The 24,741-nt window shown below is 60.0% G+C and carries 19 protein-coding genes and 8 pseudogenes; 13 read left to right on the top strand and 14 right to left on the bottom strand.

The window, feature by feature from the left end:
• Positions 1–115 precede the first annotated feature (115 nt).
• Both AB3X94_RS38615 and AB3X94_RS38610 read left to right on the top strand, forming a co-directional pair.
• A pseudogene (locus AB3X94_RS38615) lies at positions 116–1,477 on the top strand (IS1182 family transposase); the annotation flags it as partial.
• A gap of 426 nt (positions 1,478–1,903) precedes the next feature.
• A pseudogene (locus AB3X94_RS38610) lies at positions 1,904–3,095 on the top strand (IS4 family transposase); the annotation flags it as partial.
• 110 nt (positions 3,096–3,205) lie between these two features.
• Here the strand turns inward: AB3X94_RS38610 and AB3X94_RS38605 are convergent.
• Both AB3X94_RS38605 and AB3X94_RS38600 read right to left on the bottom strand, forming a co-directional pair.
• The gene (locus tag AB3X94_RS38605; RefSeq protein WP_368594050.1) at positions 3,206–3,418 is read right to left on the bottom strand and encodes a hypothetical protein; all 213 of its coding nucleotides are present in this window, start codon (positions 3,416–3,418) and stop codon (positions 3,206–3,208) included.
• Positions 3,415–3,690, bottom strand: a complete 276-nt coding sequence (locus AB3X94_RS38600; protein ID WP_368614280.1) for a hypothetical protein — start codon at positions 3,688–3,690, stop codon at positions 3,415–3,417. Before AB3X94_RS38600 ends, AB3X94_RS38605 begins: the two co-directional genes overlap by 4 nt.
• Before the next feature lie 345 nt (positions 3,691–4,035).
• On the opposite strand from AB3X94_RS38600, the gene AB3X94_RS38595 reads away from it, so the two are divergent.
• The 3 genes and pseudogenes from AB3X94_RS38595 to AB3X94_RS38585 all read left to right on the top strand — a co-directional run bounded on the left by AB3X94_RS38595 (position 4,036) and on the right by AB3X94_RS38585 (position 6,083).
• On the top strand, positions 4,036–4,299 hold the full coding sequence (locus AB3X94_RS38595; RefSeq protein WP_368594049.1) for a transposase: 264 nt from the start codon (positions 4,036–4,038) through the stop codon (positions 4,297–4,299).
• Between the two features lie 359 nt (positions 4,300–4,658).
• Positions 4,659–5,201 (top strand): annotated as a pseudogene (locus tag AB3X94_RS38590) (IS6 family transposase); the annotation flags it as partial.
• Positions 5,202–5,741: 540 nt separating this feature from the next.
• The gene (locus AB3X94_RS38585; protein WP_368594048.1) at positions 5,742–6,083 is read left to right on the top strand and encodes a reverse transcriptase N-terminal domain-containing protein; all 342 of its coding nucleotides are present in this window, start codon (positions 5,742–5,744) and stop codon (positions 6,081–6,083) included.
• Positions 6,084–6,113: 30 nt separating this feature from the next.
• Here AB3X94_RS38585 and AB3X94_RS38580 read toward each other — a convergent pair.
• A pseudogene (locus tag AB3X94_RS38580) lies at positions 6,114–7,215 on the bottom strand (IS110 family transposase).
• Positions 7,216–8,453: 1,238 nt separating this feature from the next.
• Here AB3X94_RS38580 and AB3X94_RS38575 point away from each other — a divergent pair.
• From AB3X94_RS38575 to AB3X94_RS38560, 4 genes are all read left to right on the top strand, one after another.
• A protein-coding gene (locus tag AB3X94_RS38575; protein WP_368594047.1) for an IS3 family transposase occupies positions 8,454–9,634 on the top strand; the annotation gives its coding sequence in 2 pieces (ribosomal slippage) (positions 8,454–8,712 and positions 8,712–9,634; 1,182 coding nt in all).
• Positions 9,627–10,061 (top strand): 4Fe-4S dicluster domain-containing protein, encoded by a 435-nt coding sequence (locus AB3X94_RS38570; RefSeq protein ID WP_368614277.1) that lies wholly within the window; start codon positions 9,627–9,629, stop codon positions 10,059–10,061. Before AB3X94_RS38575 ends, AB3X94_RS38570 begins: the two co-directional genes overlap by 8 nt.
• Before the next feature lie 76 nt (positions 10,062–10,137).
• Positions 10,138–10,974, top strand: coding sequence for a pantoate--beta-alanine ligase (gene panC / locus AB3X94_RS38565; protein ID WP_368594045.1), 837 nt, complete (start codon positions 10,138–10,140; stop codon positions 10,972–10,974).
• 89 nt (positions 10,975–11,063) lie between these two features.
• A complete protein-coding gene (locus AB3X94_RS38560) occupies positions 11,064–11,414 on the top strand; it encodes an SDR family NAD(P)-dependent oxidoreductase (RefSeq protein ID WP_176112340.1) in 351 nt (116 codons plus the stop codon).
• Between the two features lie 675 nt (positions 11,415–12,089).
• On the opposite strand, the gene AB3X94_RS38555 is transcribed toward AB3X94_RS38560, so the two are convergent.
• Positions 12,090–12,905 (bottom strand): class I SAM-dependent methyltransferase, encoded by an 816-nt coding sequence (locus tag AB3X94_RS38555; RefSeq protein WP_368614276.1) that lies wholly within the window; start codon positions 12,903–12,905, stop codon positions 12,090–12,092.
• A 14-nt stretch (positions 12,906–12,919) separates the two neighbouring features.
• Positions 12,920–13,180, bottom strand: a pseudogene (locus AB3X94_RS38550) (integrase); the annotation flags it as partial.
• Positions 13,181–13,649: 469 nt separating this feature from the next.
• Here AB3X94_RS38550 and AB3X94_RS38545 point away from each other — a divergent pair.
• Positions 13,650–13,721: pseudogene (locus tag AB3X94_RS38545) on the top strand (IS6 family transposase); the annotation flags it as partial.
• A 201-nt stretch (positions 13,722–13,922) separates the two neighbouring features.
• Here the strand turns inward: AB3X94_RS38545 and AB3X94_RS38540 are convergent.
• The 4 genes from AB3X94_RS38540 to AB3X94_RS38525 all read right to left on the bottom strand — a co-directional run bounded on the left by AB3X94_RS38540 (position 13,923) and on the right by AB3X94_RS38525 (position 16,931).
• Positions 13,923–14,108, bottom strand: a complete 186-nt coding sequence (locus tag AB3X94_RS38540; RefSeq protein WP_217710345.1) for a hypothetical protein — start codon at positions 14,106–14,108, stop codon at positions 13,923–13,925.
• A gap of 47 nt (positions 14,109–14,155) precedes the next feature.
• Entirely contained in the window at positions 14,156–14,950 is a 795-nt protein-coding gene (locus AB3X94_RS38535) for an ExeA family protein (RefSeq protein ID WP_368594043.1), read from the bottom strand.
• Positions 14,951–14,952: 2 nt separating this feature from the next.
• Positions 14,953–16,272: a DDE-type integrase/transposase/recombinase gene (locus AB3X94_RS38530; RefSeq protein ID WP_368614275.1), complete on the bottom strand. Its 1,320-nt coding sequence runs from the start codon at positions 16,270–16,272 to the stop codon at positions 14,953–14,955.
• Between the two features lie 131 nt (positions 16,273–16,403).
• Positions 16,404–16,931: an LPD7 domain-containing protein gene (locus AB3X94_RS38525; protein ID WP_368614274.1), complete on the bottom strand. Its 528-nt coding sequence runs from the start codon at positions 16,929–16,931 to the stop codon at positions 16,404–16,406.
• Positions 16,932–17,256: 325 nt separating this feature from the next.
• Between AB3X94_RS38525 and AB3X94_RS38520 the strand changes: the two genes are divergently transcribed.
• Positions 17,257–17,817 (top strand): hypothetical protein, encoded by a 561-nt coding sequence (locus tag AB3X94_RS38520; RefSeq protein ID WP_246392544.1) that lies wholly within the window; start codon positions 17,257–17,259, stop codon positions 17,815–17,817.
• Between the two features lie 30 nt (positions 17,818–17,847).
• On the opposite strand, the pseudogene AB3X94_RS38515 reads toward AB3X94_RS38520, so the two are convergent.
• Both AB3X94_RS38515 and AB3X94_RS38510 read right to left on the bottom strand, forming a co-directional pair.
• Positions 17,848–19,552: pseudogene (locus AB3X94_RS38515) on the bottom strand (phage integrase family protein).
• 117 nt (positions 19,553–19,669) lie between these two features.
• Positions 19,670–20,296, bottom strand: a pseudogene (locus AB3X94_RS38510) (ISNCY family transposase); the annotation flags it as partial.
• Positions 20,297–20,840: 544 nt separating this feature from the next.
• Here AB3X94_RS38510 and AB3X94_RS38505 point away from each other — a divergent pair.
• A complete protein-coding gene (locus AB3X94_RS38505; protein WP_176112334.1) occupies positions 20,841–21,257 on the top strand; it encodes a VOC family protein in 417 nt (138 codons plus the stop codon).
• A 326-nt stretch (positions 21,258–21,583) separates the two neighbouring features.
• On the opposite strand, the gene AB3X94_RS38500 is transcribed toward AB3X94_RS38505, so the two are convergent.
• Positions 21,584–22,468: an SDR family oxidoreductase gene (locus tag AB3X94_RS38500; protein WP_368594040.1), complete on the bottom strand. Its 885-nt coding sequence runs from the start codon at positions 22,466–22,468 to the stop codon at positions 21,584–21,586.
• Between the two features lie 92 nt (positions 22,469–22,560).
• On the opposite strand from AB3X94_RS38500, the gene AB3X94_RS38495 reads away from it, so the two are divergent.
• The gene (locus AB3X94_RS38495; protein WP_368594039.1) at positions 22,561–23,430 is read left to right on the top strand and encodes a helix-turn-helix transcriptional regulator; all 870 of its coding nucleotides are present in this window, start codon (positions 22,561–22,563) and stop codon (positions 23,428–23,430) included.
• A gap of 278 nt (positions 23,431–23,708) precedes the next feature.
• On the opposite strand, the gene AB3X94_RS38490 is transcribed toward AB3X94_RS38495, so the two are convergent.
• Both AB3X94_RS38490 and AB3X94_RS38485 read right to left on the bottom strand, forming a co-directional pair.
• A complete protein-coding gene (locus AB3X94_RS38490; RefSeq protein ID WP_368594038.1) occupies positions 23,709–24,059 on the bottom strand; it encodes a VOC family protein in 351 nt (116 codons plus the stop codon).
• A 179-nt stretch (positions 24,060–24,238) separates the two neighbouring features.
• Positions 24,239–24,571 (bottom strand): hypothetical protein, encoded by a 333-nt coding sequence (locus tag AB3X94_RS38485; RefSeq protein ID WP_368594037.1) that lies wholly within the window; start codon positions 24,569–24,571, stop codon positions 24,239–24,241.
• Positions 24,572–24,741 lie beyond the last annotated feature (170 nt).

Here is a 24,741-nt window from a genome sequence, read left to right as displayed (position 1 = left end):
TCGTTAGCACATCACATCAAGATCAACTTGGCAAACCGGGCGGTGTCCATATAAGGGTGTGTGAAAACGCACCTCATCGCCTAAACTGAATCAACGCATTGAGATCGGGTGACTCATGAAGCGATTCGTTGAAGGCGATGACCGCAAGCAGGTCGCACTGCTTCCCGAATGCATCGATGACTACATCGGGCAGGACAATCCGGTGAGGATCATAGACGTGTTCGTCGACGAACTCGATCTTGCGGAACTCGGCTTCGACGGGGCTTCGCCCGCTCTCACCGGTCGGCCGTCTTATCATCCTGCAGTGATGCTCAAGGTCTACATCTACGGGTATCTGAATCGCTTGCCTTCCAGCAGGCGTCTTGAACAGGAATGCCAGCGAAATCTCGAGATGATGTGGCTGACGGGACGCTTGGCACCGGACTTCAAAACGATCGCAGACTTCCGCCGCGACAATGGTGCCGCCATTCGCAACGTGTGCCGGCGCTTCGTCGAACTGTGCCGCGGCCTGAAGCTTCTTTCCAGCGACATGGTGGCCATCGACGGCAGCAAGTTCAAAGTCCTAAACAGCCGCGACCGGAACTACACCGCTGGCAAGATCGATAAGCGTCAGCAGCAGATCGAGGAGAGTATCCAGCGGTACCTCGACGCGATTGAGACCGCGGATCGCGTCAGTCCGACCGGTTTCGATGTGAAGACCGTACGCCTGCATGAGAAGGTCGCTTTGCTGCGGCAACGGATGCGCGAACTCGAGCAGATCCGGAAACAACTGAAGACGCAACCGGACAGACAGCTGTCACTGACAGATCCCGACTCGCGTTCGATGACCAGCAGCGGCAAAAAGACCGGAATAGTCGGCTACAACGTACAGGCCGCCGTAGACACGAAACATCACCTGATCGTTGAACACGAGGTGACCAAGGTCGGAGGAGATCACGGGCAGCTCAGCAAGGTCGCGCTCGCAGCAAGAGACGCGATGGGCAAATCCGGACTCAGGGTGCTAGCCGATCGGGGCTACTTCAGTGGCCCGGATATTCGTACCTGCGGACTCTCGGGTATCAAGGCATATGTACCGAAGCCGTTGACGTCTGCATCCCGAAAGAAAGGCCTTTTTACCAAGCGCGACTTCATCTACATCGCTAAAGACGATGTCTATCGTTGCCCGGCCGGCGAGCGCGCCATTCATCGGTTCACGACTGTCGAACATGGCATGAATCTGAAGGTGTACTGGCCCAGCGCATGCCCGCGTTGCCATCTGAAGGAGCGATGTTCTCCAAGCGACTACCGACGCATTCGACGCTGGGAACATGAACAGATACTGGAAGCCATGCAGCGACGGCTCGACCGGAATCCAGACGCAATGACGATCCGGCGCAGCACCGTTGAGCATGTGTTCGGTACGCTCAAACATTGGATGGGTGCCACGCACTTCCAGACCAGAACCCTCGCACGAGTGAGCACCGAGATGAGCCTTCAGGGGACGCTTCAGGAAACGGAAAATAAAGCACGACAAGGGCTTCCCCGCTCATCGCAAGCATCAAGCGTGGTTTTTGTCTTTCTGACTGCAAGGCCGTCGGTGCGCGTGAGAAGGTGAAGGACTGCGGCACTACAACCGGTCATGTTAGGCCAATGGCCTGGCCCCTGATGAAAGACGCGCGCAGGGGCCTCGCTCGTTTATCGGGAAAGAAAATCCCCCGTGCTTTGTCAGGCATGCCCCCGCGCGGGTCCAACCCATCTCGTTATACAGAAGTGGTGCAGTAGCAGCTGTTCGTCCGAAAGCGTATTGAGCGATGCACCGGCGTGATGGGGGTTGTTAACGGCCAGAATTTCGCGTTTACTCTCGACTTTTCGAATGCAGATTCGTAATGAGCCGGGAGCGTGGGTGGACGAGGAATTTGAAACACTGGATCTGGGTGACCCGAGGCGCGATCGTCGCGCGAAGGAATTGCTAAAGCGGTTTGCCGCGCGTCCCACGGCGAGTATTCCGGGTGCCTGTGAGGGCTGGGCCGAGACGATTGCAGCATACCGCTTTCTGGGCAATGAACAGATTGACTGGCGCGACATGATGCAGCCGCACTGGGAACGCACCGCAGCGCGCACGGGCGAGTTACCGGTAGTCCTGTGCGTGGCTGACACGACCGAGCTGAACTTCAACGGCCAGGACATCGAGGGAGCCGGCCCGCTCAGTTACGAAGCGCAGGTGGGCATGTATCTTCACGCTACTTACGCGCTCACACTCGATCGGGAGCCGCTGGGTGTCATGAACGCGTGGATGTGGGCACGCGAGCCGCGCCACGAAAACGGCCAGCGTGGCGGCGTATGCGAAAGCTATGAGATCGTGGCACAGCAGGCGGCATCCATGTCGGGCACGCGGCTGGTATATGTGGCCGATCGCGAGGGTGATTCGCCGCGCTCATGCGGCGTGCACAGGAGTTGGGCGAGCCGGCTGACTGGCTGATCCGCTCCCAGCACAACCGCGCACTCAAGGGCGAAGCAAAACTGTGGGAGACGGTGCACGCGAGCGAGGTGCTCGGTCAGATCAGCTTCGTGCTGCCCGGGCGGGATGGCCAGAAGGCGCGTGAAGTGAAGCAGGAACTGCGTGCACAGCGCGTGAAGTTACCCGGGCGCGGCGGCGTCGAACTGAGCTGCATTGAGGCATGTGAAGTGGATGCGCCCACTGGCGTGAAGCCCGTCGTCTGGCGCCTGCTGAGCAACCGCGAAGTGCCCGATGCACATGCCCTCACCGAACTGATCGACTGGTACCCCGCGAGGTGGAAGATCGAGATGTTCTTCAATGTGTTGAAGAACGCCTGCCGGGTTGAAACGTTGCAGCTCTCGCAACTGGAGCGCGTGGAGAAGGCGCTTGTACTGTATATGGTGGTATCCTGGCGTATCGCACGGCTCATGCGGCTGGGCAGGACCTGCCCGGACCTGGATGCTTCGCTGTTCTTTGATGCTGACGAGATACACGGCGCTCACGTGCTAGCAAAGAAACCCGCCCGAAAAAGCCACCGACGCTTAACCAGATGATTCGGATGATCGCGTCACTGGGTGGATTCCTCGGGCGCAAGGGCGAGGGCGAACCCGGCGTTGAATTACGTCAGTCCGATGCAATTTGAACAAGACTGGCACGCCGCACAGCGAAAGGAAGCGGCATAATAAGTGCTCGGTTAGCGGATACGAAAATCGCGGGCAACGTCAACCCTTATTGCGACAAGACCGAGGCCGGTCGTCCGGCATACTGAATAAACTCCGCCAGGCTCATACCACGGGGCACATGCTCCGACAGGATCTGGTTGACAATGTGCTCGAACCGGCGCTGCGCGTGCGCATCGTTCCGGTACGGCTGGGCCTGCACGATCAGAGCCGCGGCCACGAACGCCGCGTGGAGAATGTCCTGCGCTTCCCGTGATGTCATGCGTCCTCTGCCATCGGATGAGCACCGAACCTCATGCTGCTCCGCCCTACCAGCCGCTCCTCGCGGGCATCCGCGCAGCGGCGGTTCAGCATCATGCGAACCGGATACCGGTCAAGCAGAGCCCGCGCACTCGTCAGCCCGTAACCAAAACGTAGCACGTGCTCGATGTCCGTGAAGTCGGTGTAGCGCCCCGAGTCGGCCAGCCAGCATGCTTCCTCAAGGATGGCCGCTTCCCCTGGCGAAGGCGCCGCACCGCCGTCCTCTTCCGTCATCACACCCTTCATGTCCATGTCGTCACCAAATCGTTGAGCATGCCTCCGGACGCGGCATCGAGAGCGACCTAATGCGACACAGCCATATTCGCGCCGACAGCGCCCAATTGCGTTCAGGCAGCTCATGAAAATCTGCATTCGTGATGTGGAGTACTGTACATCGCGGAGCGTACTATGCGGCATTTTCACGTCGACTAAAAATCGATTGTTTGGATAACACTGATTCACGTAACGAATGCATGCGGCGAATATTATTACGTCTCGCGCTAAAAGAGAATCGGCGTCGCGAGGTATTGAGGTCCGGCCAAGATCCGGTCGAATTTCTATCATAAGCCTCGTGGTTAAGTGCCCACTGTAATCGTGCTGGACAACGCGAGCATCCATCACGGTATCAGCGAGGAAACACGGCAACGTTGGCTTCTTGAACATAAGACGGTCCTGTTCTACCTGCCGGCCTACAGTCCTGAACTGAACATGATCGAGATCGTATGGCGGCACCTGAAATACCGATGGCGAAGCGCCCTGACATGGACACGCGAGACCATCGACACCGAACTTAACGCACTGCTAAACAAGTACGGCCCCGATTTTCAAATCGATTTTTCGTGAACACTTATGACATGTGGGATGCATCCGTCAAATCGAACGAAGCGGCGCTGAAGGTGATGTAGGAAGAAGCCGCCAGAAGCTGGCCGGGCGCCACCCATATTCCCAGCCTCAGGTCCTGCAAACTGCTGGACGCCTTTGTCATCTCGTCCTTGCCTCCCATGTTGTCGAGGAAGTTACAAACAGCAGGGCCCCTTCGCTCCACCAGCGTTACCCGGCTTCACAGCTAGTACGGACCCATCCGCCACCCTCTCGCCTTCGGTCCACTTCCCGGGTTCGCCGGTTATAGGACCTACCTTGCTCCGGCGATTTCGCGCCGGGGCGAGGAGTTAAAATTGGGTAGCGAATTTTTGAGCTGTGCGATGAAGAAGACGAAGACACCGCGAACCACACTCGCGCCGGGCCTGGCCAAGGTCCTGAAGCGCCTTCACTACCCGCTTGAAGTGATTTTGCTGCGCGTGCGATGGTACGTGGCCTATTCGCTGAGTTTGCGCAATCTTGCGGAAATGATGGACGAGCGTGGTATCGCGGTGGATCATTTGACGGTGTACCGCTGGGTCATCAAACTGCTGCCGCTCTTCGAAAGGAGGTTCCGCAGGCACAAGCGTGCGGTTGGGAAAAGCTGGCGCATGGACGAGAGCTATATCAAGATCAAAGGCGAGTGGAAATATCTTTACCGGGCAGTGGACAAGGCGGGCGACACGGTCGACTTCCTGCTCAGGACCCGGCGGGACAAGGTCGCTGCCCGGCGGTTCTTTGAAAAGGCGATCGCCCATAATGGCACGCCAGAGACCGTGACCATCGACAAAAGCGGTTCCAATCTGGCCGCACTGGATGCAGTGAATGCCGATCGCGAGACGCCGATCAAGGTCCGCCAGATCAAGTACCTGAACAACATTGTCGAAGTGCGACACGAGGTCGCTTACAGAAGTTGTTCGCCCTTTTCGCTGCATGGAAGGAGTGAACCACCGGTGTCACCCGGTGAATCTAGGAACCTGAATCAAGAGCGGCTCTGACAACGTAACGAAGCGCCGCAAGGTGCGGGGTATCAATCGCGAGAGGCGTACCCTTCTGGCAGCCATACGCTGGATGAGTGCAAGATAGTCGGTATGGTGAAAACATTTGAATCTGCGATAGGGTCGTTATGTTGAACGAGCGGAAATGGCTATTGCGCTCGAACCAAAACGATACCGGAGGTGGGAACAGCGTCTTTCGATTGCGCTTTTCGTGACCCATATTCCTCCCGGCCCAGAGCAGGCACCTAACCCGACGTACTTCCATAGGCGGAACGTGGAAACCCCGTATCGCTCCCTTCGGGGACAGCAGGCTGCGAGGTCTGCCCATGGCGGTGCGGGCACAGGAAGGGGGAAAAAGCGAATGCCCGGCTGTAATGGACGGGATACGGGTTGCAACATCACCCGACGCGAAAGCGGGCAGACTTCCTCATGGTCTCTTCTCACCAGAGAGTTTGCAGAACCATCTACATGGAAGGAAAGCAAATGGGCGCAGCAACACGGGCGCGTGCACCTTCTGACGTGACGTGGGACGGCATCAACTGGGCCGATGTTCAACGTCAGGTAAGAAGGCTGCAGTCGCGTATGGTAAAGGCGGTACAGGCCGGCCGCCATAACAGGGTGAAAGCCCTGCAATGGCTGCTGACCCACTCGTTTAGCGGCCGTGCATTAGCCGTAAAGCGGGTGACTGAAACAAAGGCAGGAACACCCCCGGTGTGGACAAGATCACATGGAAAACACCGGCGGCAAAGGCCAACGCGATTGCGTCGTTGAAGAGGCGGGGTTACCGACTTGTCATCAGTCTCATATGGACTGCCCGCTACGCGGCAATGCAAGCGCCATCGCGAGTCGGGCAATGTCCCAGATGAAACCGGCCAATTCGCGCGCAACGGCAACGACCGCAATGTTGGCGTTCTTACCGCGGGCCACGAGCTTGCGATATCGCCGGCACAGTCGCAACTGAGCATCCCACGCCCGATCGATAATCGCTTTGGGCAGCCCTTCGTGTCGCTGCTGAATCTCGGGCGCAACGCGTGCCATGTGCCGATAGCTCCAGGCAGCTTCCACAAGTAGCTTGCGGGTATAGCTGTTACCGGTCTTGGTGATGCTGCCCTGACGTCGCTTGCCGTCCGACGAATGCTCCGAGGGCGTTACACCGAGCCATGCCATGAGCTGACGTGGATGCGTGAAACGCGACAGGTCTCCCAGTTCTGAAACCATTACCGACAGCCGTAACAAACTGCACTCCGCGCATCGCCTGCAGAGCCAGCACCACAGGATAAAAGCGCCAGTTGACAACTGCATCTCGCAACGCCAACTCCAATCGTCCACATTGCACAAGACGATCCTCAATTGTGCGCCGATGCTCTTCAAATGCCAGTTGTTGCCAGGCGTTAGCGAACGAGTACTCGGAGAGCCAGCGTCGGTGCGATTCACCCCAGTTCGCGCGCCCCGTATAGCCCACGCCATGTGCGAGAAGAAACGACTTCAGTCGCTGACGGGCTTGCCGCAAATCCTCCTTGACGGCTGCCCACGCCCGCGCCAGATCCCGGAAGGCTTCGTCTTCGACACCGGGCACATACACGGCAGTCAGGTCGCCTGCGCGAAGAGAACGAACGAGCTTCGCGGCGTCGCGCCGGTCCGTCTTGACGCGCTCGCCGGGTTTCCTGGGAATCAGCGACGGCGCACAGACCATGCTCTCGAAGCCGCGCTGCGTCAGTTGCCGATGCAGCCCGTAGCCGCACGGACCCGCCTCGTAAACCACGCGCACGTGTGAAGCCTTCGACTGCAGTCGCTTGCAAAGCCGATCGATCTCCGTTTGGGTTGTGCCGATCTTGCCAAGCGATTCGACCTCGCCTGCGTCAATCGCGTAGGCCACCGTAATCGATTCCTTGTCGGGTAGCAGCGGCGCCGCCGCCCCCTGAGAACCGGACGTGCGGGTCACCCCGCATCCGGCTCAAGCCATTGCTTCAGCATCATGGGTGGCACCGGGCAACCTGGCGGAGCGTTTCGCGGTTCGGCTTGACGCCCCGGATACTTTACTGCGGTCGCATACCTTAGGCTGTCAACCGCTGTCGTCATTGTCGCAAATTGGAAATTCCAATAAACATCGCGATCGAGAAACACCGCCGAACTGGCGACAACGCTTGCCAGCGTGAGGCAAGCGCATGCGTGAAAATAATCAGTATGCGCGTCGTATAATCGTATTCGTGGCTGACAGGCGTTGGCGAGTGCATGGCAATTTCTGTATCCGCTTTCCTATGCCATCCAGTGCGCGCCACCCGAAATCGCGATACCGATGTCGTATCGGTCCAGAAAACTCGCAAGCTGCGGGTGCTGCAGGAGCGGGGTGGATTGGTCGCGTTGAACAAGCGTTGCGCGGTCGCTGAAGATCGCGACCGACTCGGCATTCGCAAAGCGCGAGCGATAGTAGATCCCGTCGAGCTGGAGCGGGTGGTCGTGGATCGCCAGGCTCCAGCGGTTGGGAATCGACCAGTCGGGCGTTGACTCAGGTCCAAACGACAGAACGGGCTCGCGAGGATATCGCCAACGCGGCTAGCAGGAAAAAGCGAGTGGAGCGCCACCTCAATTGCTTGCCAGTCGGTAAAAGAACCGCTTTCGGCGTATTCGAACGCCGTCCTCCGGATATCCTCGCGCCACACCAACGTGTCGGCGTTGATGACATTCTTCATCGGCGCATTCGCTCTGGGTAACCGTTCGTGTGCCATCGTACGTAACCTCTCAGGCGTTTCCAGGGCCACCGTGCGAGGTCGACTGCTTTCCGCTCCTAACCATGGTGCGCCATGCTTAGAAAGCCTGCCGCCTGCTCTCGCACCCACATTCGCAAAGATACGCATATGTTTCGCCTTCGACGTTGATATGCGTCAATGCTGAGAACAGCCCCCCGGCGAAGTGTTTCGCTTTCGGCCATGCGCGTGCACCCGTCCGTTTGCCAACACGCGATGTCGTGAACCGCACATTCAGGACAGTCACTCAACGATTTAATATGTTGTGTCGGGTTTTTCGTAGCTGGTACGTAAACTGCATTGACCATTGCGAACGTGCGGACACGTTTGACCTTGCCCTCGAAAAACGTATCCGTTACTGAGAGTGTGTAAAACTTCAGTGACGGGGGATTGAGCAATGGGTAACCCGAGGGCGCGGTACACGCTGGAGTTCAAGGTTGAAGCGGTGCGCATGGTGCGTAACGGCCAGAGCCAGTCGGCCACGGCGAAGATTCTGGGGATCAGCACGCAGACGCTGAACACCTTGATCAAGGCCGACGATGCTGGCAAGCTCAATGGCGCAGGCAAACAGGTATCGGCCGAACAGATGGAGATTGCCCGGCTGCGTGCCGAGTTGGCCCGTGTGAAGATGGAGCGCGACATATTGGAAAAAGCCACGGCGTACTTTGCAAAGGTGTCGGCATGAAGTACGCCTGGATTGAGCGGCACAGCCGACAATGGCCGGTTTCCGTGGCCTGCGAGGCGCTGGGTGTCAGCCCCAGCGGTTATCACAACCGGAAGGCGCGCGACGTTGATCCTGATCGGCCGCGCCGCCGTATCAGCAACGATGCGCTGCTGATCCACATTCGCGCAGTCCATGCCGAATCCAAAGGCGAGTACGGCTGGCCGCGCGTGTGGAAAAAGCTGCTGGCGCAGGGCATTCGCGTGAGCAAGGACCGGATTCAGCGGCTGACGAAGCTGCATGGCATCAGGGCACGCACCAGGCGACGGTTCAAGGCCACAACTGATAGCCAGCACAACTTGCCGGTTGCGCCGAACCTGCTGCAACGTGACTTCTCGCCGGCGAAGCCCGATCAGGTCTGGACGACAGACATCACGTACCTCTGGACCGAAGAGGGCTGGCTGTACCTCACCGTCATCCTGGACCTGTTCAGCCGACAGGTCGTGGGCTGGTCGCTCAAACCGCACATGCGTATGGAGCTGGTTTCTGACGCATTGCGTATGGCGTGGTTCCGCCGTCGCCCCGAAGCCGGCCTGATCCTGCACAGCGACCGTGGGAGCCAATATTGCAGCGACGAATTCCAGGCGCTGCTCAAGGGCTACGGCATGCGTTGCTCGATGAGCAGAAAGGCCAATTGCTGGGACAATTCGCCGACCGAGAGCCTGTGGGGATCGCTCAAGCAGGCGCGCATTCACGGCCGGCGCTTTGCGACGCGTCGCAAGGCGATGGACGAGGTACTTGATTGGCTGAGCTTCTACAATCATGGTCGTCTGCACTCGACGTTGAACCGGAAGCGTTCAGGCAGTCGTGGCTCTACACGGAGCTGTACAAGGCGCGCAACTTCAAGCAGTGGATGAGAAGGGCCTGTACCTGGGCACGCTGATGGTGGGCATCGAGCAGAAGCTGCTGGGCGGCAACGTGCCGTGGACGCTGCATCACCAGCATCGCGACCATGAAATGCTCAAGCCTGCGTCGCAGTGCAAGCCGATCGAGTACCCGAAACCCGACGGCAAGCTCACGTTCGACCGGCTCTCGTCGGTGTTCATTTCGAACACGAACCACGAAGAGAACCAGCCCGCGCACTTGACGCTCAAGGATGCGAGCGTACCCGTGATCGTGAACCTGCGCACCTACGCGGGCCCGGAAGCGCGCTTCTGCCCGGCCGCGGTGTACGAGTTCGTGAAGAACGACGATGACAGCGACCGTCTGCAGATCAACGCGCAGAACTGCGTGCACTGCAAGACCTGTGACATCAAGACCCGACGCAGAACATCGTGTGGGTGACGCCCGAAGGCGGTGGCGGTCCGAATTATCCGAACATGTGAGCAGTGCCAGGTGAATCTCAGGGGCAAGTTCTAGTATGAAACTGATTCGGTCTATCGAGGAGTTGAGAGCTCAGTTGCGCGGACAAAACCGCACGGCCTTCGTGCCGACCATGGGCAATCTGCATGCAGGGCATCTTTCGCTTATCAGGCTCGCACGGCAGCATGGCGATCCGGTCGTCACCAGCATTTTCGTGAATCCGCTGCAGTTTGGACTAGGCGAAGATTTCGAGCGTTATCCGAGAACCCTCGAGGCGGACCTGGAGAAACTTCAGAAGGAGAATGTGTACGTTGTCTTTGCCCCGACGGAGCGGGACCTCTTTCCGCAGGTGCAAGAGTATCGTGTCCAGCCTCCTGGCGGCCTTGGCGACATGCTGGAGGGTGAATTCCGGCCTGGTTTCTTTCAAGGCGTTTGCACGGTCGTAATGAAGCTGCTGTTATGCGCGCAGCCGCGCGTGACGGTGTTTGGAAAAAAGGACTACCAACAACTGATGATAGTTCGAGAAATGTGTAAGCAGTTCGCCATGCCCACGGATGTCATAGCCGGCGAAACCATCCGCGACATCGATGGACTGGCGCTGTCATCGCGCAATCGCTTTCTGACGCCCGAGCAACGGGTGGAGGCGCCCACGCTGCATCGGCTCCTCAACAGCGTGCGCGAGGATATCTTGGCCGGGCGACAAGATATTCGGCGAATCGAGCGGCGCGCATTCTCAACGCTCGTCGATCGAGGCTGGAAGCCCGATTACATCTCGGTCCGAAAACAGGCCGACTTACGCTCTCCAACGGAGCCGGAAGTCGTCGAGCAAAAGCTCGTTGTGCTAGCAGCAGCGCGTCTCGGCAGCACACGCCTTATTGATAACCTCGAGATTTGAAGTTCCGACGCTATGCCTTGTCACAGTGATCGAGGGGTGGGGCGAAAACGCAAGCCGAGCCTGAGCCTGCCTGAAATTGAACTTGTGTTATGACTGAACCAGCGATTCATCACGACCGCTCTCGTAGGCAATCGGTGCTTGTGACGGGAGGCGCCCGACGAATCGGTCGGGCGGTGGCCTTGGGGTTTGCCGCCCGAGGATGGGACGTTGCCGTGCACCATCACGAATCGAAGCGCGAAGCGCAGGAGGTTGTTGATCAGATAGCAACGCGAGGGGGACGCGCGATTTCCCTTTGCGCAGACCTTTCGAACGAAGAACAGGTGAGGCAACTTGTGCTCGCATGTGTGAAGGCGTTCGGACGACTCGATTGTGTCCTGAATTGCGCGTCGCGGTTCGAGGAAGATACAGCACAGACCTTTACTTACAATCCTCGAGTTTAGACATTCAGCACCCCGATGAAGGGCCCTGACAAATGATTCGCAATTCGGAAAAACTTGACATAGAAGGGCAATCGTGAGTCCGCCGCGCTGCTTGCGCGAGGTTTTAGCGCAAGCAGCGCGGCGGGCCAATGGGAATCGTTTTCGGTTCTCTTGCGATTGCCCATGTCCTTGTCGAAACGCACTGAGTTTCTGAGTTTTACCTGAGTGAATGGATCAACGTTCTGCTTACCGCCGTGCCGCTTCGCTCGCAAGCCAGCTTCCTCGAGTTGCTGAGCGGGTGCATGGTTTCGCCCAAAGGATGGGTGAGCCGCGCGATCTCGGCCATTGGGTGTACGCGCCACTGGACGGCGCATTTCAGGTTGTGTCGCGTTAAGGACGATGCGACGATCAGGCGCCTAAGGTGAAGAGGATTGCTTACATCACGAGAGAATAGAATTGTTCGGCTGCAGTCGAGGCGACGCCATCGTCCTTAACGCGACACAACCCGATTACCTTCCATTGCGAGTCACGGTCGCCTTGATGTTCCAGCACCATTCGCACAGCCCGCTCACGAACTTCCGGCGAGTACCGTGGGGACTTCTTCTTGGTATTTTCCATAGCTCCATTTTCTCAAGAAGTGGAGCCTCCGGAAAACCCGGCGCGGTTCAGTGTGTGTGTCTGGCCAATACCCGAAGGCTACTTTCGGATGCCGATAGCCACGAGGTACTCCCGCGGCATCGCAATCCCCAACTCGGACTGAAACCCTTCGTGATATGTTATGAAATCCTGCCTTAGGCGCTCGCGGCTGTCCGGATCCATGCTCGCGGCCAAGGTTTTAATGGGGCCGTAGCTCTCCACGGACAACTCCCACACGATAGACCCGTTCAGTTCGCGCAAGACGGTAGTGCCGCTCTCAAAGCGCAAGTCGAAGGCCGCTCCAAGCAGCTTCTTAACGTAATCTGTGTTCCCCCAGGCAAATGGCGACGTTGGTAGTGGCACGGGAGGTCGCGTCACATATGGCTGCATGATTTTGAACAACCCAGCGACCGTACCGTCGGAAGGCCAGGATGCAATTCCCAGCCTGCCCCCCGGTTTGCAGACCCGCGCCAACTCCGAGGCCGCCGCGTCCGGATCGCTGGCAAACATAACGCCGAATGTCGAAATGACGGCGTCGAAGCTTTGATCCTCGAATTGCAGCGCCTCCGCATCGCCCACTTGGAACTCGAAGGATAATTGCGCATCAGCCGCATACGCTTTGGCGGTCTCGATGAGATTTGCTGCCAAGTCAATTCCTATACCGCTTGCGCCACGGGCAGCGATGCGCCGTGCGGCCCACCCTGTACCCGTGGCCACGTCCAGAACGCGCTCGCCGGGCTGCGGAGCGACGCGAATAACGCAATGCTCAATCGCATCGGAGATTGATTGACTAACTCGTTCATATTGCCGCCCTGCACTTCCCCACGTGCCTGCGGCCTCGGCATTGTGGGGTTGGAGCATCGATGCATAATCCATCTCATCCTCCTTGCGTCGACCGCGTCGCTGATCTGGGGTTGCGGCACCGGCAGCGTGGGCAACAGCTTGATTGCTCGTTCGACGGCGCTGGCGCGTGCTTGCAGCTCTTCTGGCGTGTGCTGAAACACCGCGGCGAGATCCGGCCTGTGACGGCTGTTGGCAAACAGCATGAGATCTCGCCGGATGTTCCCGAGCATACCGCGCGCCGATTGTCCGGCAGCCTTGCGAGCCGCCAGATAGTGCTCAACAGGCGCGCGAGAGCTGAGTCCGGCGTACGCTATTAGCTTAAACCAACCAGCCTCCACGGTTCCCGGCGCACCTTCATTTTACGAGTCTGCATGATGGGTTCCTTGATCGTTGATCGGTAGCTTTTGAATCAATTACGGCCTCTGGAGAGATAAAATCCTGTCACCCCGATTTTCAGATGATTGAGTGAATTGCAATAGTCGACATTCAAAGAAAGATCACATCCATCCGGAGCCAGAACAGGCAAGATCATTTTGCCCGACTCGATAGGCACGGCACAAGATAGACACGCTTCAAACTTGTTGCCGGTTGATCAATCTCAAAGACTGCGTGATCCTGCTTGCGCCAGCTGATCGCGAAATAGGGCGTTGTCACGTTGAGGTATTCACGACGCAAGAGCGCACAGGACGTACATTTGCTCAGGAATTGGACGGATCCAGGGTGAGCCCGGTGAAGGGCTCTGTCAAGTTGACGCAGTAGCGGGGGTAGAATGAAGCGATGAAGAAAAGAAAGTCGCTTTATCACGGTCACCGCTTCCCTGCCATCGTCATCAGCTGCGCGGTTCGCTGGTTGTTACGTCTCGCGGTATTCGGGGTTCGGTATCGCGAGATATTCGAGGCGAGACGACGCTGATTGTCGCGGGCCAGTCGAGTAGAAGTCCTTGCTAATTGAACGCGAGATGCAAGAAGACGATACGTGCGTGGCATCGCGCGTTTGACGCACGGCACAACGAACGCAGCCCCGGCTGTTAAGCTCGGGGCTGCTGTGTCGTCAGAAGGGATCGTCGATGCGATGAGAGGGAGGTGGTTCGCGTGGCGGTGCCGTCCACGGTTCGTTGCAGCGACGGATCTGTTCGCCGTATGCCGCGCTGAACCACAGGAGCCAGTCGCCCAGCAGTCGCTGGATCTGCGCGGCGGCTTTATCCGTCAGTTCGGGTAGTGCAGGCGGTCGGGACATGATCTTCGGCGCCGTGCGAGACGCCTTCGGGTGTTTGCGGCGCCTGCTCACCGGAACTCCTCTATAGCCTGTTGCAGCAGTTCGTCGGGCAGATGGTTCAGGCCGCGGGGCACGGCCAGTTGCATGGCGGTGCGCAGGATGCGCCCGGCCTGTCGCGGCAAACCGCGTGAGGCCTGCCGCAACAGTTCGAGCCCGGAGTCGGCCAGCAGCGTATGCGTGCAGCCGGCGCTCTTCAGGGCGTGCGCAATCAGTTGCGCGAAGCGCTCGCGCTCGATTACGGGCTTGAGTTGCACACGCGCCTGGATACGACCGTACAGGGCGGCATACGGCGCGCGCTCGAGCGTGGTGGCCAGGCACGGATGCGCGGCCAGCCATACTGTGAGCAGGTTGCGTGAATCGAACGCGAAGTTGAGGAACGACGGGAAGTCACGGAAGAACTCGATGGGCAGGTTCTGCGCCTCGTCGATGATCCATACCACGAGCAACTGCTTGCCTTCGACGAGCTCGGTAATGCGCTGCTTGAGATCACGCCAGAGGTCAGCACGCCGGTAGCTGGGCTCCAGTCCGAGCGACCGGGCGAGCGAGCGGTATAGGTCGATGCGGCCGAACTCCGTTTCGGCCAGATAGATGACGTGATAGCGATGCGGATTGAGGCTGCGCGTGAGATGCCGTAGCGCTGCGGTCTTGCCCACGCCGGGCTCGCCAGTCAGCAGGCCAATACCGGGGCTGCCGAGCAGCCACTGGAAGCGCTCGGTGAGCTGGGCGAGTGCGCCGTCATCCCAGAGGTCCGTCGAATCCTTGTCCAGCGGCGCTGCGCGCAGGCCGAAGTGTTGCCGGTACATGCTCAGGCCTCCTGCCGGTAGTGACGCTGATGCACCAGTTCGAGCAGGTTCGGCCCCGGCGTGACGACATTCGTGATGGGCACGGCCCGCGGCCGCTGCCGCCGGCGCGTATTGTTGGCGACGGCGTCCAGCGCGGTGGCGGCGCCCAGCGCCTGGCCGGTCTGGCTCTCGACGCGAAGGACGGTGCGGGCGTGCGGATCTACCACGAGCAATACCGTCTGTCCGGTGAGCTCGTACGGGACCTCGAAGCGTTTGCCATTGAACGAGACGGTGCCATCGCGACGGACATGCCGCGCGATGCGATGCAGGAACTGTTCGTCCAGTCGTGCGGCCAGCATACCGAGCTGCCGGATGCGCGGCAGGTCCTGCTGGTAGCGCGAGAGCGGCGTGTGTTCGCCAAGTGCGCTGTGTTTGCGGCGATGGTAGACCTGCTCAACCCATGCCCACAACCGCGCGTTCAGGTCCGCCATGTCACGGATATGTGTCGCGTCGAGTTCGGCGAGGAACCGCTCGCGTAACGTGCGGTGCCAGCGCTCGAGCTTGCCCTTGCCTTCGGGTGCATAGGGCCGGCAATGCACGAGCCGGATCGCCAGCTGCGCGCAGATGCCCTGCAGCGTTGAGGCGCGATAGGCGGCGCCGTTATCGACGACGAGCGTCTTCGGCACACGACGCCTGAGCAGCGCCTGTTTGAGCACGCCCTCGATGTCCAGCGCCGTCTCCGAGGTACAGAACGCGCTGTGGGCGATGAGCCGTGAGGCGTCGTCCATCAACGACACAAGGTACGTCTTCGTGCGCTGGCCGCCGAAGGACAGTGTCGGGCCGTGCAGCACATCGCCGTACCAGATCGAACCGGCATACTCGGCCTCAAAGCTGCGCTTCTCCTCGGGCACGACATCGGGGCCAGCAATGCGCGAGATGCCGTGCGCCTTGAGCAGACGGTGTACCGCGCAGCGCGAGAGCGTGTCGTGCGGCACGATGCCGGCCGCCTCCAGCAACAGCCGGATCTGGCGGATCGAGCGTCGCGGGTTCTCGCGTTTGGCCGCGAGCACGGCGGTCTGTACAGGCTCGGGCAGCTTCGAGCGGCCGATGTCCGTGCGGGCGCGATCGGCAAGTCCCGTCAGCCCCTCACGTCGCCATGCGTAGTACCACTTGAGCAGCGTCTTCTCGCTGATATGCCGTCGGCGCGAGCCTGGGATGGCGTATTCCTGCTGCGCGAGCTGTTGCACGATCTGCAGCAGCTCGCCGCGGCCCAACCGTTCGCGGCTGACGAGCGGACCGAGCACCGACAGGCGAAACAGCGCCTTCGGATCGACTTCGATCATACGTTCTCCTTCGAGAGTTGAGGGAACCCGTATGAAACCGCCAATGCGCGACGCCGGGCAGTGAGCAGACTGTGTGGGGTGCCCGTTACAGCACGAACAGCGCCGTCGCGCAACGCACGGGCATCAGTCGATCACGGGACAGCAACGCCGTCGTCATCGAGCCATCCCATTGCCTCGCACAAGGGCATCAGCTGGAAACAGGCAAGCCAGAAACCGGTGCGATCGGCACTGCGTCCGAGCGATGCGAACCGGCTGCGCAGATGGAAAGAGAAGTTCTCGTTCTGCGTGGCCAGCCAACGCCACCAGCGACGCACCGTGTGATAGCCGAGCGCGAAGATCGCGGCCGTGCGGCGCAGCGCCCCCCGCAGCCCTTTCCGGTGCCGCATTTGCGCGGGCAGCCTCCGGCTGGTCGGGCTTCTTCTCGCCCGACGCCGCCTCGACCGTGTTGGTACGCGCGGCATCGTCATTCTGTCGCGCTCGCCCGCGGCAATACGCATCGCTTCGGGCGCCGACTGCAGCGTGGCACGATCCTGCGCATCCGGCCGGAATCCACGTGTCGGGATGCCCGCGAGTTCGGCCGCAATCCACGCCTGCCGGCGGAATTCGTCGGTGCCCTTCACTTGCAACTCGCCCCAGTTCTTGGCCTGCGCGACAGCCATTCATCACGCATCGTCCGCCTTGAACGGCTGTCGTTCGCGTCCCAGCCACCGACACCACTTGTATCAGACACGGCTACACGCGCAGCTGTATGCACCCCACCGTTCGCCCGCCAGATGAATGGCTGGTTGCGTGACTACGAGGTGTCGATCCTGAGCGTGCACATCCTCGCGATGCTCGTCCGACCTTCACACTGAGCGCAACATGGAACTTGTCGAGCGGGATCACCCCGGGACGGTGAGGCGACATCTTAGTGCAGACGAAGCTGCAGCTGTGCGGCGGTTCTGCGGCGACGGACAGCAAGTGCGGCCTGAGGACGTCAGACTCGTGGAAGCCGTGCTCGAAGAGATGCACGACGGACGACATGTGCGTCTGTGGCTCGAGTGCGACTGCGTCAGAGCACCCTGTGGCCGGCCGCGGTTGACCGCCCGGGTGCGTGAAGACGGCCCGCGTCATTTCGTGCGCATGCACCAGTACGGCGAGCACCACTGCGCACTGGCGTCGTTCCGGCAGACACCGGAGCCGGAAAACGTTGGGCCGGCCGGTGATTGCGCGCGGCCAGGCCAGCACAATCCGCTCAGACCGGTGGCCGACGCGCTTGACTATCTGGACCTGCATGAAGGTGCGGCACGGCCGGGCGGCTCGACGGGATCAGGGGGCGGCGTTGGCGAAAGGGGCCGCCGCCTGCCGCGGCTCGGACGCATCCTGCACACGCTTCTTGAGGACGCCGACTTCCCTCGGCTGCACGTCGACGCGTTAAATGACAAGTCCAGATCGTGGGAGCGGCTCGAGGCATATGCAGCAGATCAGGCGCTGAGCCCGCAGCTATCACTCTCGCAGATACTCTATTTGGGCTCGCTTCAGGAAACAGAAAATAGAGCACGCTAAGCGGATGAAACCCGCAGCTTGGGTGCCCGCCTATGGTGCGGCGAACGCCTCGTCCATCTGCCGGTAGCGTTTGATTTCGTCGCCCTGGAGATAGATCGAGGTTGTCGCAATCGAGGCGTGCCGAAGGTTGTCGCGTACCGCCGTCAACTCCGCGCCGCGGGCGAGTGCATGCGTGGCGTGCGTATGCCGTGTCCAGTGGGGACTGGCGCGTCGCAACTTTTCGGCCAGCACGGGATGATCGGTGCCGATGACATCGGCGGCCAGATGAAAAAATCGACGCAACACATACCACAGTCGGGAACGGGTGATGGCTGTTGCGCCTTCCTCGTCAACGCTTGCCAGTAACGGGGTCTTTGGATCCCAGCGCTTCGGCGTCACCGGCAGGTGCCTCTGGACGAGATACTGCTCGAGTGCGGTTCGGGCGAGTGACGGCAACGCTACCTTGCCAGCCTTGCCGCCTTTACCGACGAGGTTGAGCCAATGGGCGCCGTCTGCACCCGTACGAATGTCCCCAAGTCTCGCGCCAATGAATTCGCTTGCCCGCAGGCCTGTCGCGTACGAGAAGTCGAGCAGGAAGCGCAATCGCTGTGCGGCCAGTGTTCCCCAACCATAGGACCACTCCAGTCCGTTGGCGATCGTGCGAACCAGCCCCCATTCGCCTTCGGTGAAGCCGCGTGACGTGTCGAGCGGTTTCACGCGTGTCTTGCCTCGGACGTTGATGCCGGCAAACGGGTTGGTGAGCACATAGCGCTGTTCGATGAGCCAGCGAAACAGCGCGCCGAGAACGGAAAGCGCGTAGGCGGTCGAGCGCGCCGACAGGTTGCCGGCGAACGGACGCCACTCGGGAGCGCTACGCGGTCGTGGCGGTCCGATCCAGCGCTCGCGCGGCTGCGGGTGCCGAAGGAAACTGCGGTATGCAATGGCGTCCTCGGTCGTGAGTGAGGACAGCGCCCGCCCGCGCTCGACGATGGCCCACAGGATCAGGCGCTCGGCTTCCTTGCGGTATGCACTTTGCGTGGCGATGGTTTCGTGCAGGGCAAGCCATGCCTGTACCGCTTCGTAATCGTTGTTTGCGTCGAGCGCGCAGGCCTGCCGGGGCGCGCGGAAGCTGCCGTGCGAACCATCGACCTCATGGGGTATCCGTAACCGTTCCCAGGAAACAACAACGCTGGGGATGCTTACCGCAACCAGCGCCCGGGCGCGCTCCGTTAGCTGGGGTGGGCCTCAAAAAACGCCTCGATCTGACGGGCGCTTGTCTGGCCCAGCCCCGGCACTACGCTCCACCAGCGGCGGCGGCGGGGCACGCGAACCGTCAGGTCAGCGAGAGTCGCAATGCCATACGCACGCAGCGCGCGCACAGCGCGGGGTGCGAGCCAAAGGCCGATGTCATCGGCGATTTTCGGTTGCGGTGCGGGCAGCGTACGCAGGATGTCAATCGCGTGCGCGATTGCACCTGCCCGCTCGATCCGTTCACCGACAGGGTGCTGGAACAGATCGGCCAGATCGGTGCGCTGGCGTTCTAGGGCAATGCTAACAAACTCACGGCGGATGGCGCCGATGATGCCGCGCGCCGATTCACCCGGCGCCGGACGTGGGGCAGGTAGCGGTCCACGGCGGCCCGCGAGGACAGGCCAGCATACCAGCCGCGCAGCGCCGCAAGTCGGTCAGCATCCGGAAACGCTGACGGTTCGGCCGGGATGGAGTGCGAGGTGTGCAGGGACTGACGCGTTTTCATGTTTGACAGTTTATCGTCTAAAACTTGTGTCATTGCCAGATTCAAATGCCCGCTTTCCAGCCAGATTCAAATGTCCTCGTTTGGAGGGATTAGGGTCCGTATCTGATGGGTTTGTCCTCACGTAGTGTCGAAGGATGGGGCCTGAACGGGCAGGGCGCTGACGTCTGCTGCGAGATCCCTTGCAGACCGACGGCCAGGTTTGCGTGACTGAACTGGCCCCTTTCTTTGTTGCGCCAGATCTACGATCACCTGTTCAACATCGGCCTGCGTAAATTCACGTTGCTTCTGTTTGCCTGGCGAAGTGCCTTGAGCCCGGGTTTCGGCACCCCGGTGAGTCCGTGAGGGCGCCTTGCCAATGCGCCGGTTATCGCGCTGCGCCTGGATCGCCTGCGACACCTGAAGGACGTGAGCCAGACGCTTGTGTTCAACGATCGCGCCCTGATCGATTTCAGCAAGCCGGTCATATTGCCGGCAGGTCAGTAGGCGTCCATCGGCCCTCAGCTCGATACGGCCATCCGGATACTCCCAGACCTCAATGTACCGGTCGATCAGCCTGCGGTGCTCAGGCGTGTCATCCAGCAGGTACAGCACGCGGTCGTACTGCACCGTGAGCGCCTTCGTGACCTTGCGCGGCTCGCGCCACGTGAGTACCAGATCCAGACTCTCGTCAGCCCGTAACGGCCAGTGTGCATCGAACGCGCTGCGCGGCGGCTTCGCGAATCGCGCGTTGTAGGCGGCCATGAAGCAAGCGGTTTCATTGTGCAATTTTGGCTGAAGTCAGCCAAAGCCCCGTTCCACAAGGCTTTGTGCGATCTGGCGCGATGCCATTCTAGTCCATCCGGCAGCTAGTGACGTCAAAACGCGCTCTTTCGGTCGCTCACTGTCGACCTTCCAAGCTTACAACCCGATCACCGCTGCGCGCCGTCGCGCGCCTATACTCTCAACAGCGCACAGCCCGATCTCGTCGGGAACCCGTCGTGCTCGACCACTGTGCGAACCCTGGTGGGAGGACGCCATGTGCTATCAGAAACCCGTTGAACTGCTGGACAATCTCCTCGAAGCGGTGCCGCTGGCGCCGAACGATCGCGGCTTTACTGCGATGGACGACTCTCTCGTACTGCGTGCGGAACGCGTCTGGCCAATGCCTCATGCCGACCCTCTTCGGTCAGTCGCAACTAGATAATGAGCGGCAGCTTTTCCAAATCGGAATCACGCTGGCCAAAATGGTAGCCTTCTAATTCACAGCTCACTATTCGCGCATAGGATGGTTCCTTTCTTGGAGGTCCGTATGTCACGAATCCTTGCAATCGATCATGTTGCTATCACCGTAGCTGACCTCGCGGGAAGCTGTGCATTTTACGATGACCTTTTCGGGACAGAAGTCGTCGCCGAGCATGTCATAGACGGCCGGGTGCTCGTGCGCCAACTTGCAATCGGCGGCGCGGTCCTGAGCATTCATCAAAAAGGCAACGGGGTCGATCTGGTCGCCGAGCGCCCAACGGTAGGGGCGGCCGACATATGCCTCCGCTGGAATGGCTCGGTGAGTGAAATGCTCGACCTGCTCGAAGGAAAAAACGTCAACATCCTTGAAGGTCCGGTTGCACGGATGACGGCCGATAGACAGCCAGGTCAATCAGTGTTCTTTCGCGATATCGACGGCAATCTTCTAGAACTGATGGCCGCTGACAAAGCAAGCGGGCGATAGCCCAGCAACCACAAAGCAGTCATTCGACTGCAAGGTATAGAGGACCGCTGCTGGCCGAATTCTGCCTCATGAGCCCGACGACTCCGCACAACACCACCAACGAGCATGCAAAAGGCATATTGGTCCTGGAGCGGCCCTTCGAATTGCCACTGATCACTTCTTATCCGGGGTAAATCTGAAGACAGGTGGCGCATGGCGCAATATACGCCCCCTCCGCACTCGCGACCACAATATGGGCCGGTATGCTTTCGGCGAAAATCGTTTCCGGAAAGGGAATGACGCTTATCTCTTTGAGAGTGACCTTTCTCAAATACAGCCTGCATGCTTCAGCTATTCGAGGCGCCAAGCCGTTCTAGATCGGCAATCAGCCCGGGCCCGGTCGGAGTCCAGCCGAGCGTCCTCCGCGTCTTTTCGCTTGATGCCACAAGGTCGCGGCTAGCGAACATTGCCAGCCAACCAAAGTGCGTCGAAGCTTCTCCCGCGGATATGGATCTTGTGGGCACTTTCAGCCCGCGGCCGATGGCTTCGGCAATATTCAGCATCAGCACGCCTTCTTCAGCCACCGCATGATATTTCGCGCCCGCTTCGTTTTTTTCCAGCGCCAACCGGTAAAGACGGGCGACATCCGAGATGTGTGCCGCTGCCCAGCGGTTGCGTCCTTCCCCGACATAGGCTGACACGCCTTTCTCGCGCGCCACAGCAACAGCGTAAGTCAGAAGCCCTTGCCGCATTGTGTTGTGAACTTGGGGAAGCCGCACCACCGAGGCGCGCACGCCCCCCAGTGATAGCGCCGTCTGCTCGGAGACGCGGGGAAAGGGGAAATCTGGCGGCACGTCATCGTACTCGGTCGCGACCTGGCCCGGCCCGGCTAATCCTGCCGTCCCCGACGTGGCAATCAGAAGCCGATCTGAGCCAGCGAGGACTGAGCCCAAAGCTTCGATCGCGCGGCGATCGACCTCGCAAGACCTTGCAAAGTTGGACCAGTCGTGAATAAAGCCCAAGTGAATGACGGCATCGGCCGCCGCTGCGCCCCTCCGAAGGCTTTCGAGGTCTTCAAGCGAACCGCGATGTACGTCTGCTCCAATAGCTGCCAGGGCTTTTTCTCCCTCGTCTGAACGAGCCATGCCGAGAACCTTATGTCCCGCAGCAATCAGTTCCTTAACGGTGGGAATGCCGATAAATCCGGTGGCGCCGGTGATGAAAACGCGCATGAACCTGTCTCCAACTTTCGCTGGAGACAAGTCTCAGCTTTGCGAGTGTTCCGGTAAAGTAGTGACATTATCGTGGTAAGACTACTAACAGCATGAAGTCGCGCCAGGACAACGAAAACCTCCTCGCCGCCTATTTGCGGGACCGGCGGATGAAGCTTGATCCCGCAGTACTCGGCTTTCCCGCAGAGCGCCGGCGGACGCCTGGGCTGCGCCGTGAGGAAGTGGCGCAGCGCGCCAATATCAGCCCCACCTGGTACACGTGGCTCGAACAAGGTCGCGGGGGTGCCCCCTCGGCCGATGTGCTCGATCGAATATCGCGGGCCCTGATGCTGACGGATGTCGAGCGCGAGCACCTTTTTCTAGTTGGCCTCGGGCGGCCGCCCGAAGCCCGCTACCAAGAGAAGGAAGGTGTCACGCCTCGGCTGCAGCGTGTCCTCGACGCCTTGGACCCCAGCCCCGCCCTCATTCGCACTGCCACCTGGAACGTCCTTGCCTGGAATCGGGCGGCCACTGTCATGTTGGGCGACTATGGCTCCCTGCCGCCAAACCAACGCAATGTGCTGCGCACTATTTTCCTTGATCCGCGTGCGCGCGCCGTGCAGTATGACTGGGAGAGCGTCGCGCGCCACATCATCGGTGCATTCCGGGTCGATGCCGCGCGTGCGGGAGCGGCAACGGAGGTGGCGCCTCTTGTTGATGAGCTGTGCCGGCTCAGTCCCGAGTTCAAGGTGATGTGGCGCGACAACGAGGTTCGAGAGGTCCACGGCGAGGTCATCAAGCGCATCCGCCATCCGGTGCTCGGCCCGCTCGCCTTCGAATATTCGACCTTCTCCGTCGACGGCCGGACTGATCTCAGCATGTGTGTCTACAATCCCGCGACGCCGGAGGATGCGAAGAAGATCGCGTCCCAGATCAGCTTGCTGTCAAACCGACTACCGTCGGCCGACATGCGAGGGCCGTAGTGGCGCTCGCAATAACGCAGGTTCAGGCATTCGAAGCTCGATTCCCGAGAGTCTCTCAGGACCCTGCAGGCACCGAATATGGCAAGCGGCTGTGGACACCAACGCTCGGCTTGCGAACGGCCGTTCGGGGCCGGCTAGCGCCCGACGACCAAGCCTGGCGATCGCCGCGGGCGCGGCTTTTCATGCAAGCGGCATAGAGCGACCCGAAGCGGAAATTCGCGGCGCTCCGAAGCGGACGGTCAATTCCTCTTCGATTCCGCACAACCCGTGGACGGCGCTCAGGTGTGCGCAAGGATATTGACCAGTTTCTCGAATGGGTCGCGAACGAAGAACCGACGGACACCCCAAGGTTCGTCGACCGGACCATATTCGATGGCAAAGCCCGCAGCCTTCATGCGTTCAAGTGCTGCGTCCACATCGTCTACTTCAATCGATAGGTCCGGTACTGGCGTGCCGGAACCTCCCTCTGCGGCGAAGCTCACCTGAATGGTCATCTCGGTCTGAGAACCATAGATCTGGATCCACCCGTGGTCCATCAAAAGCTCGAGGCCGAGGATATCTCGATAGAACGCCCGGGCCCGATCAAGATCGAGCGCCTTGAAGTTGGCAACTACCCGTTTGACTTGCACGTTTGGCTCCTTCCAACTTGGGACGGGGCTGCTGCGCCCCAACCGGGCGGTGGAATCGAGGGGCCGCTCATGGCCGAATTCTGCCTCATGAGCTCGACGACTCCGCACAACACCACCAACGAGCATGCAAAAGGCATATTGGTCCTGGAGCGGCCCTTCGAATTGCCACTGATCACTTCTTATCCGGGGTAAATCTGAAGACAGGTGGCGCATGGCGCAATATACGCCCCGTCCGCACTCGCGACCACAATATGGGCCGGTATGCTTTCGGCGAAAATCGTTTCCGGAAAGGGAATGACGCTTATCTCTTTGAGAGTGACCTTTCTCAAATACATGTTCGAGACAATCTTCTTCTCGGCGCAGCCTTTATTGAAGCTCGCTTTCCCGACGATATCAGTGGACACTTTTCGAGAAAGATCGAATTTCACGCCAGTGTACGCCTCGAGGCCTCTACCAAGTCGAAAGTGCCCGTCCAACGCCGACCCGCCTGCTTCGTCAAGCATCTGCGTCATGACAGCCTTTTGCAAGGCGGGGGATAGCCCGAGATAATGATACTTGAACTAACCCGCTGACGCGGGAGGAGGCGGTTGGCTGGCGACTTCGACTCCGGGATCATCCGCAGGGCACATCCGTTCGAGTGGGACGATGGCAGTGCAGTTTGCTGTCCTGACCATTCAGAGCG

It is taken from the genome of Paraburkholderia sp. BR10923, assembly GCF_040948765.1.
Taxonomy (GTDB): domain Bacteria; phylum Pseudomonadota; class Gammaproteobacteria; order Burkholderiales; family Burkholderiaceae; genus Paraburkholderia; species Paraburkholderia youngii.
The sequence above is the reverse complement of the archived record's forward strand: the minus strand, read 5'-3'. Positions and strand labels throughout refer to the sequence as shown.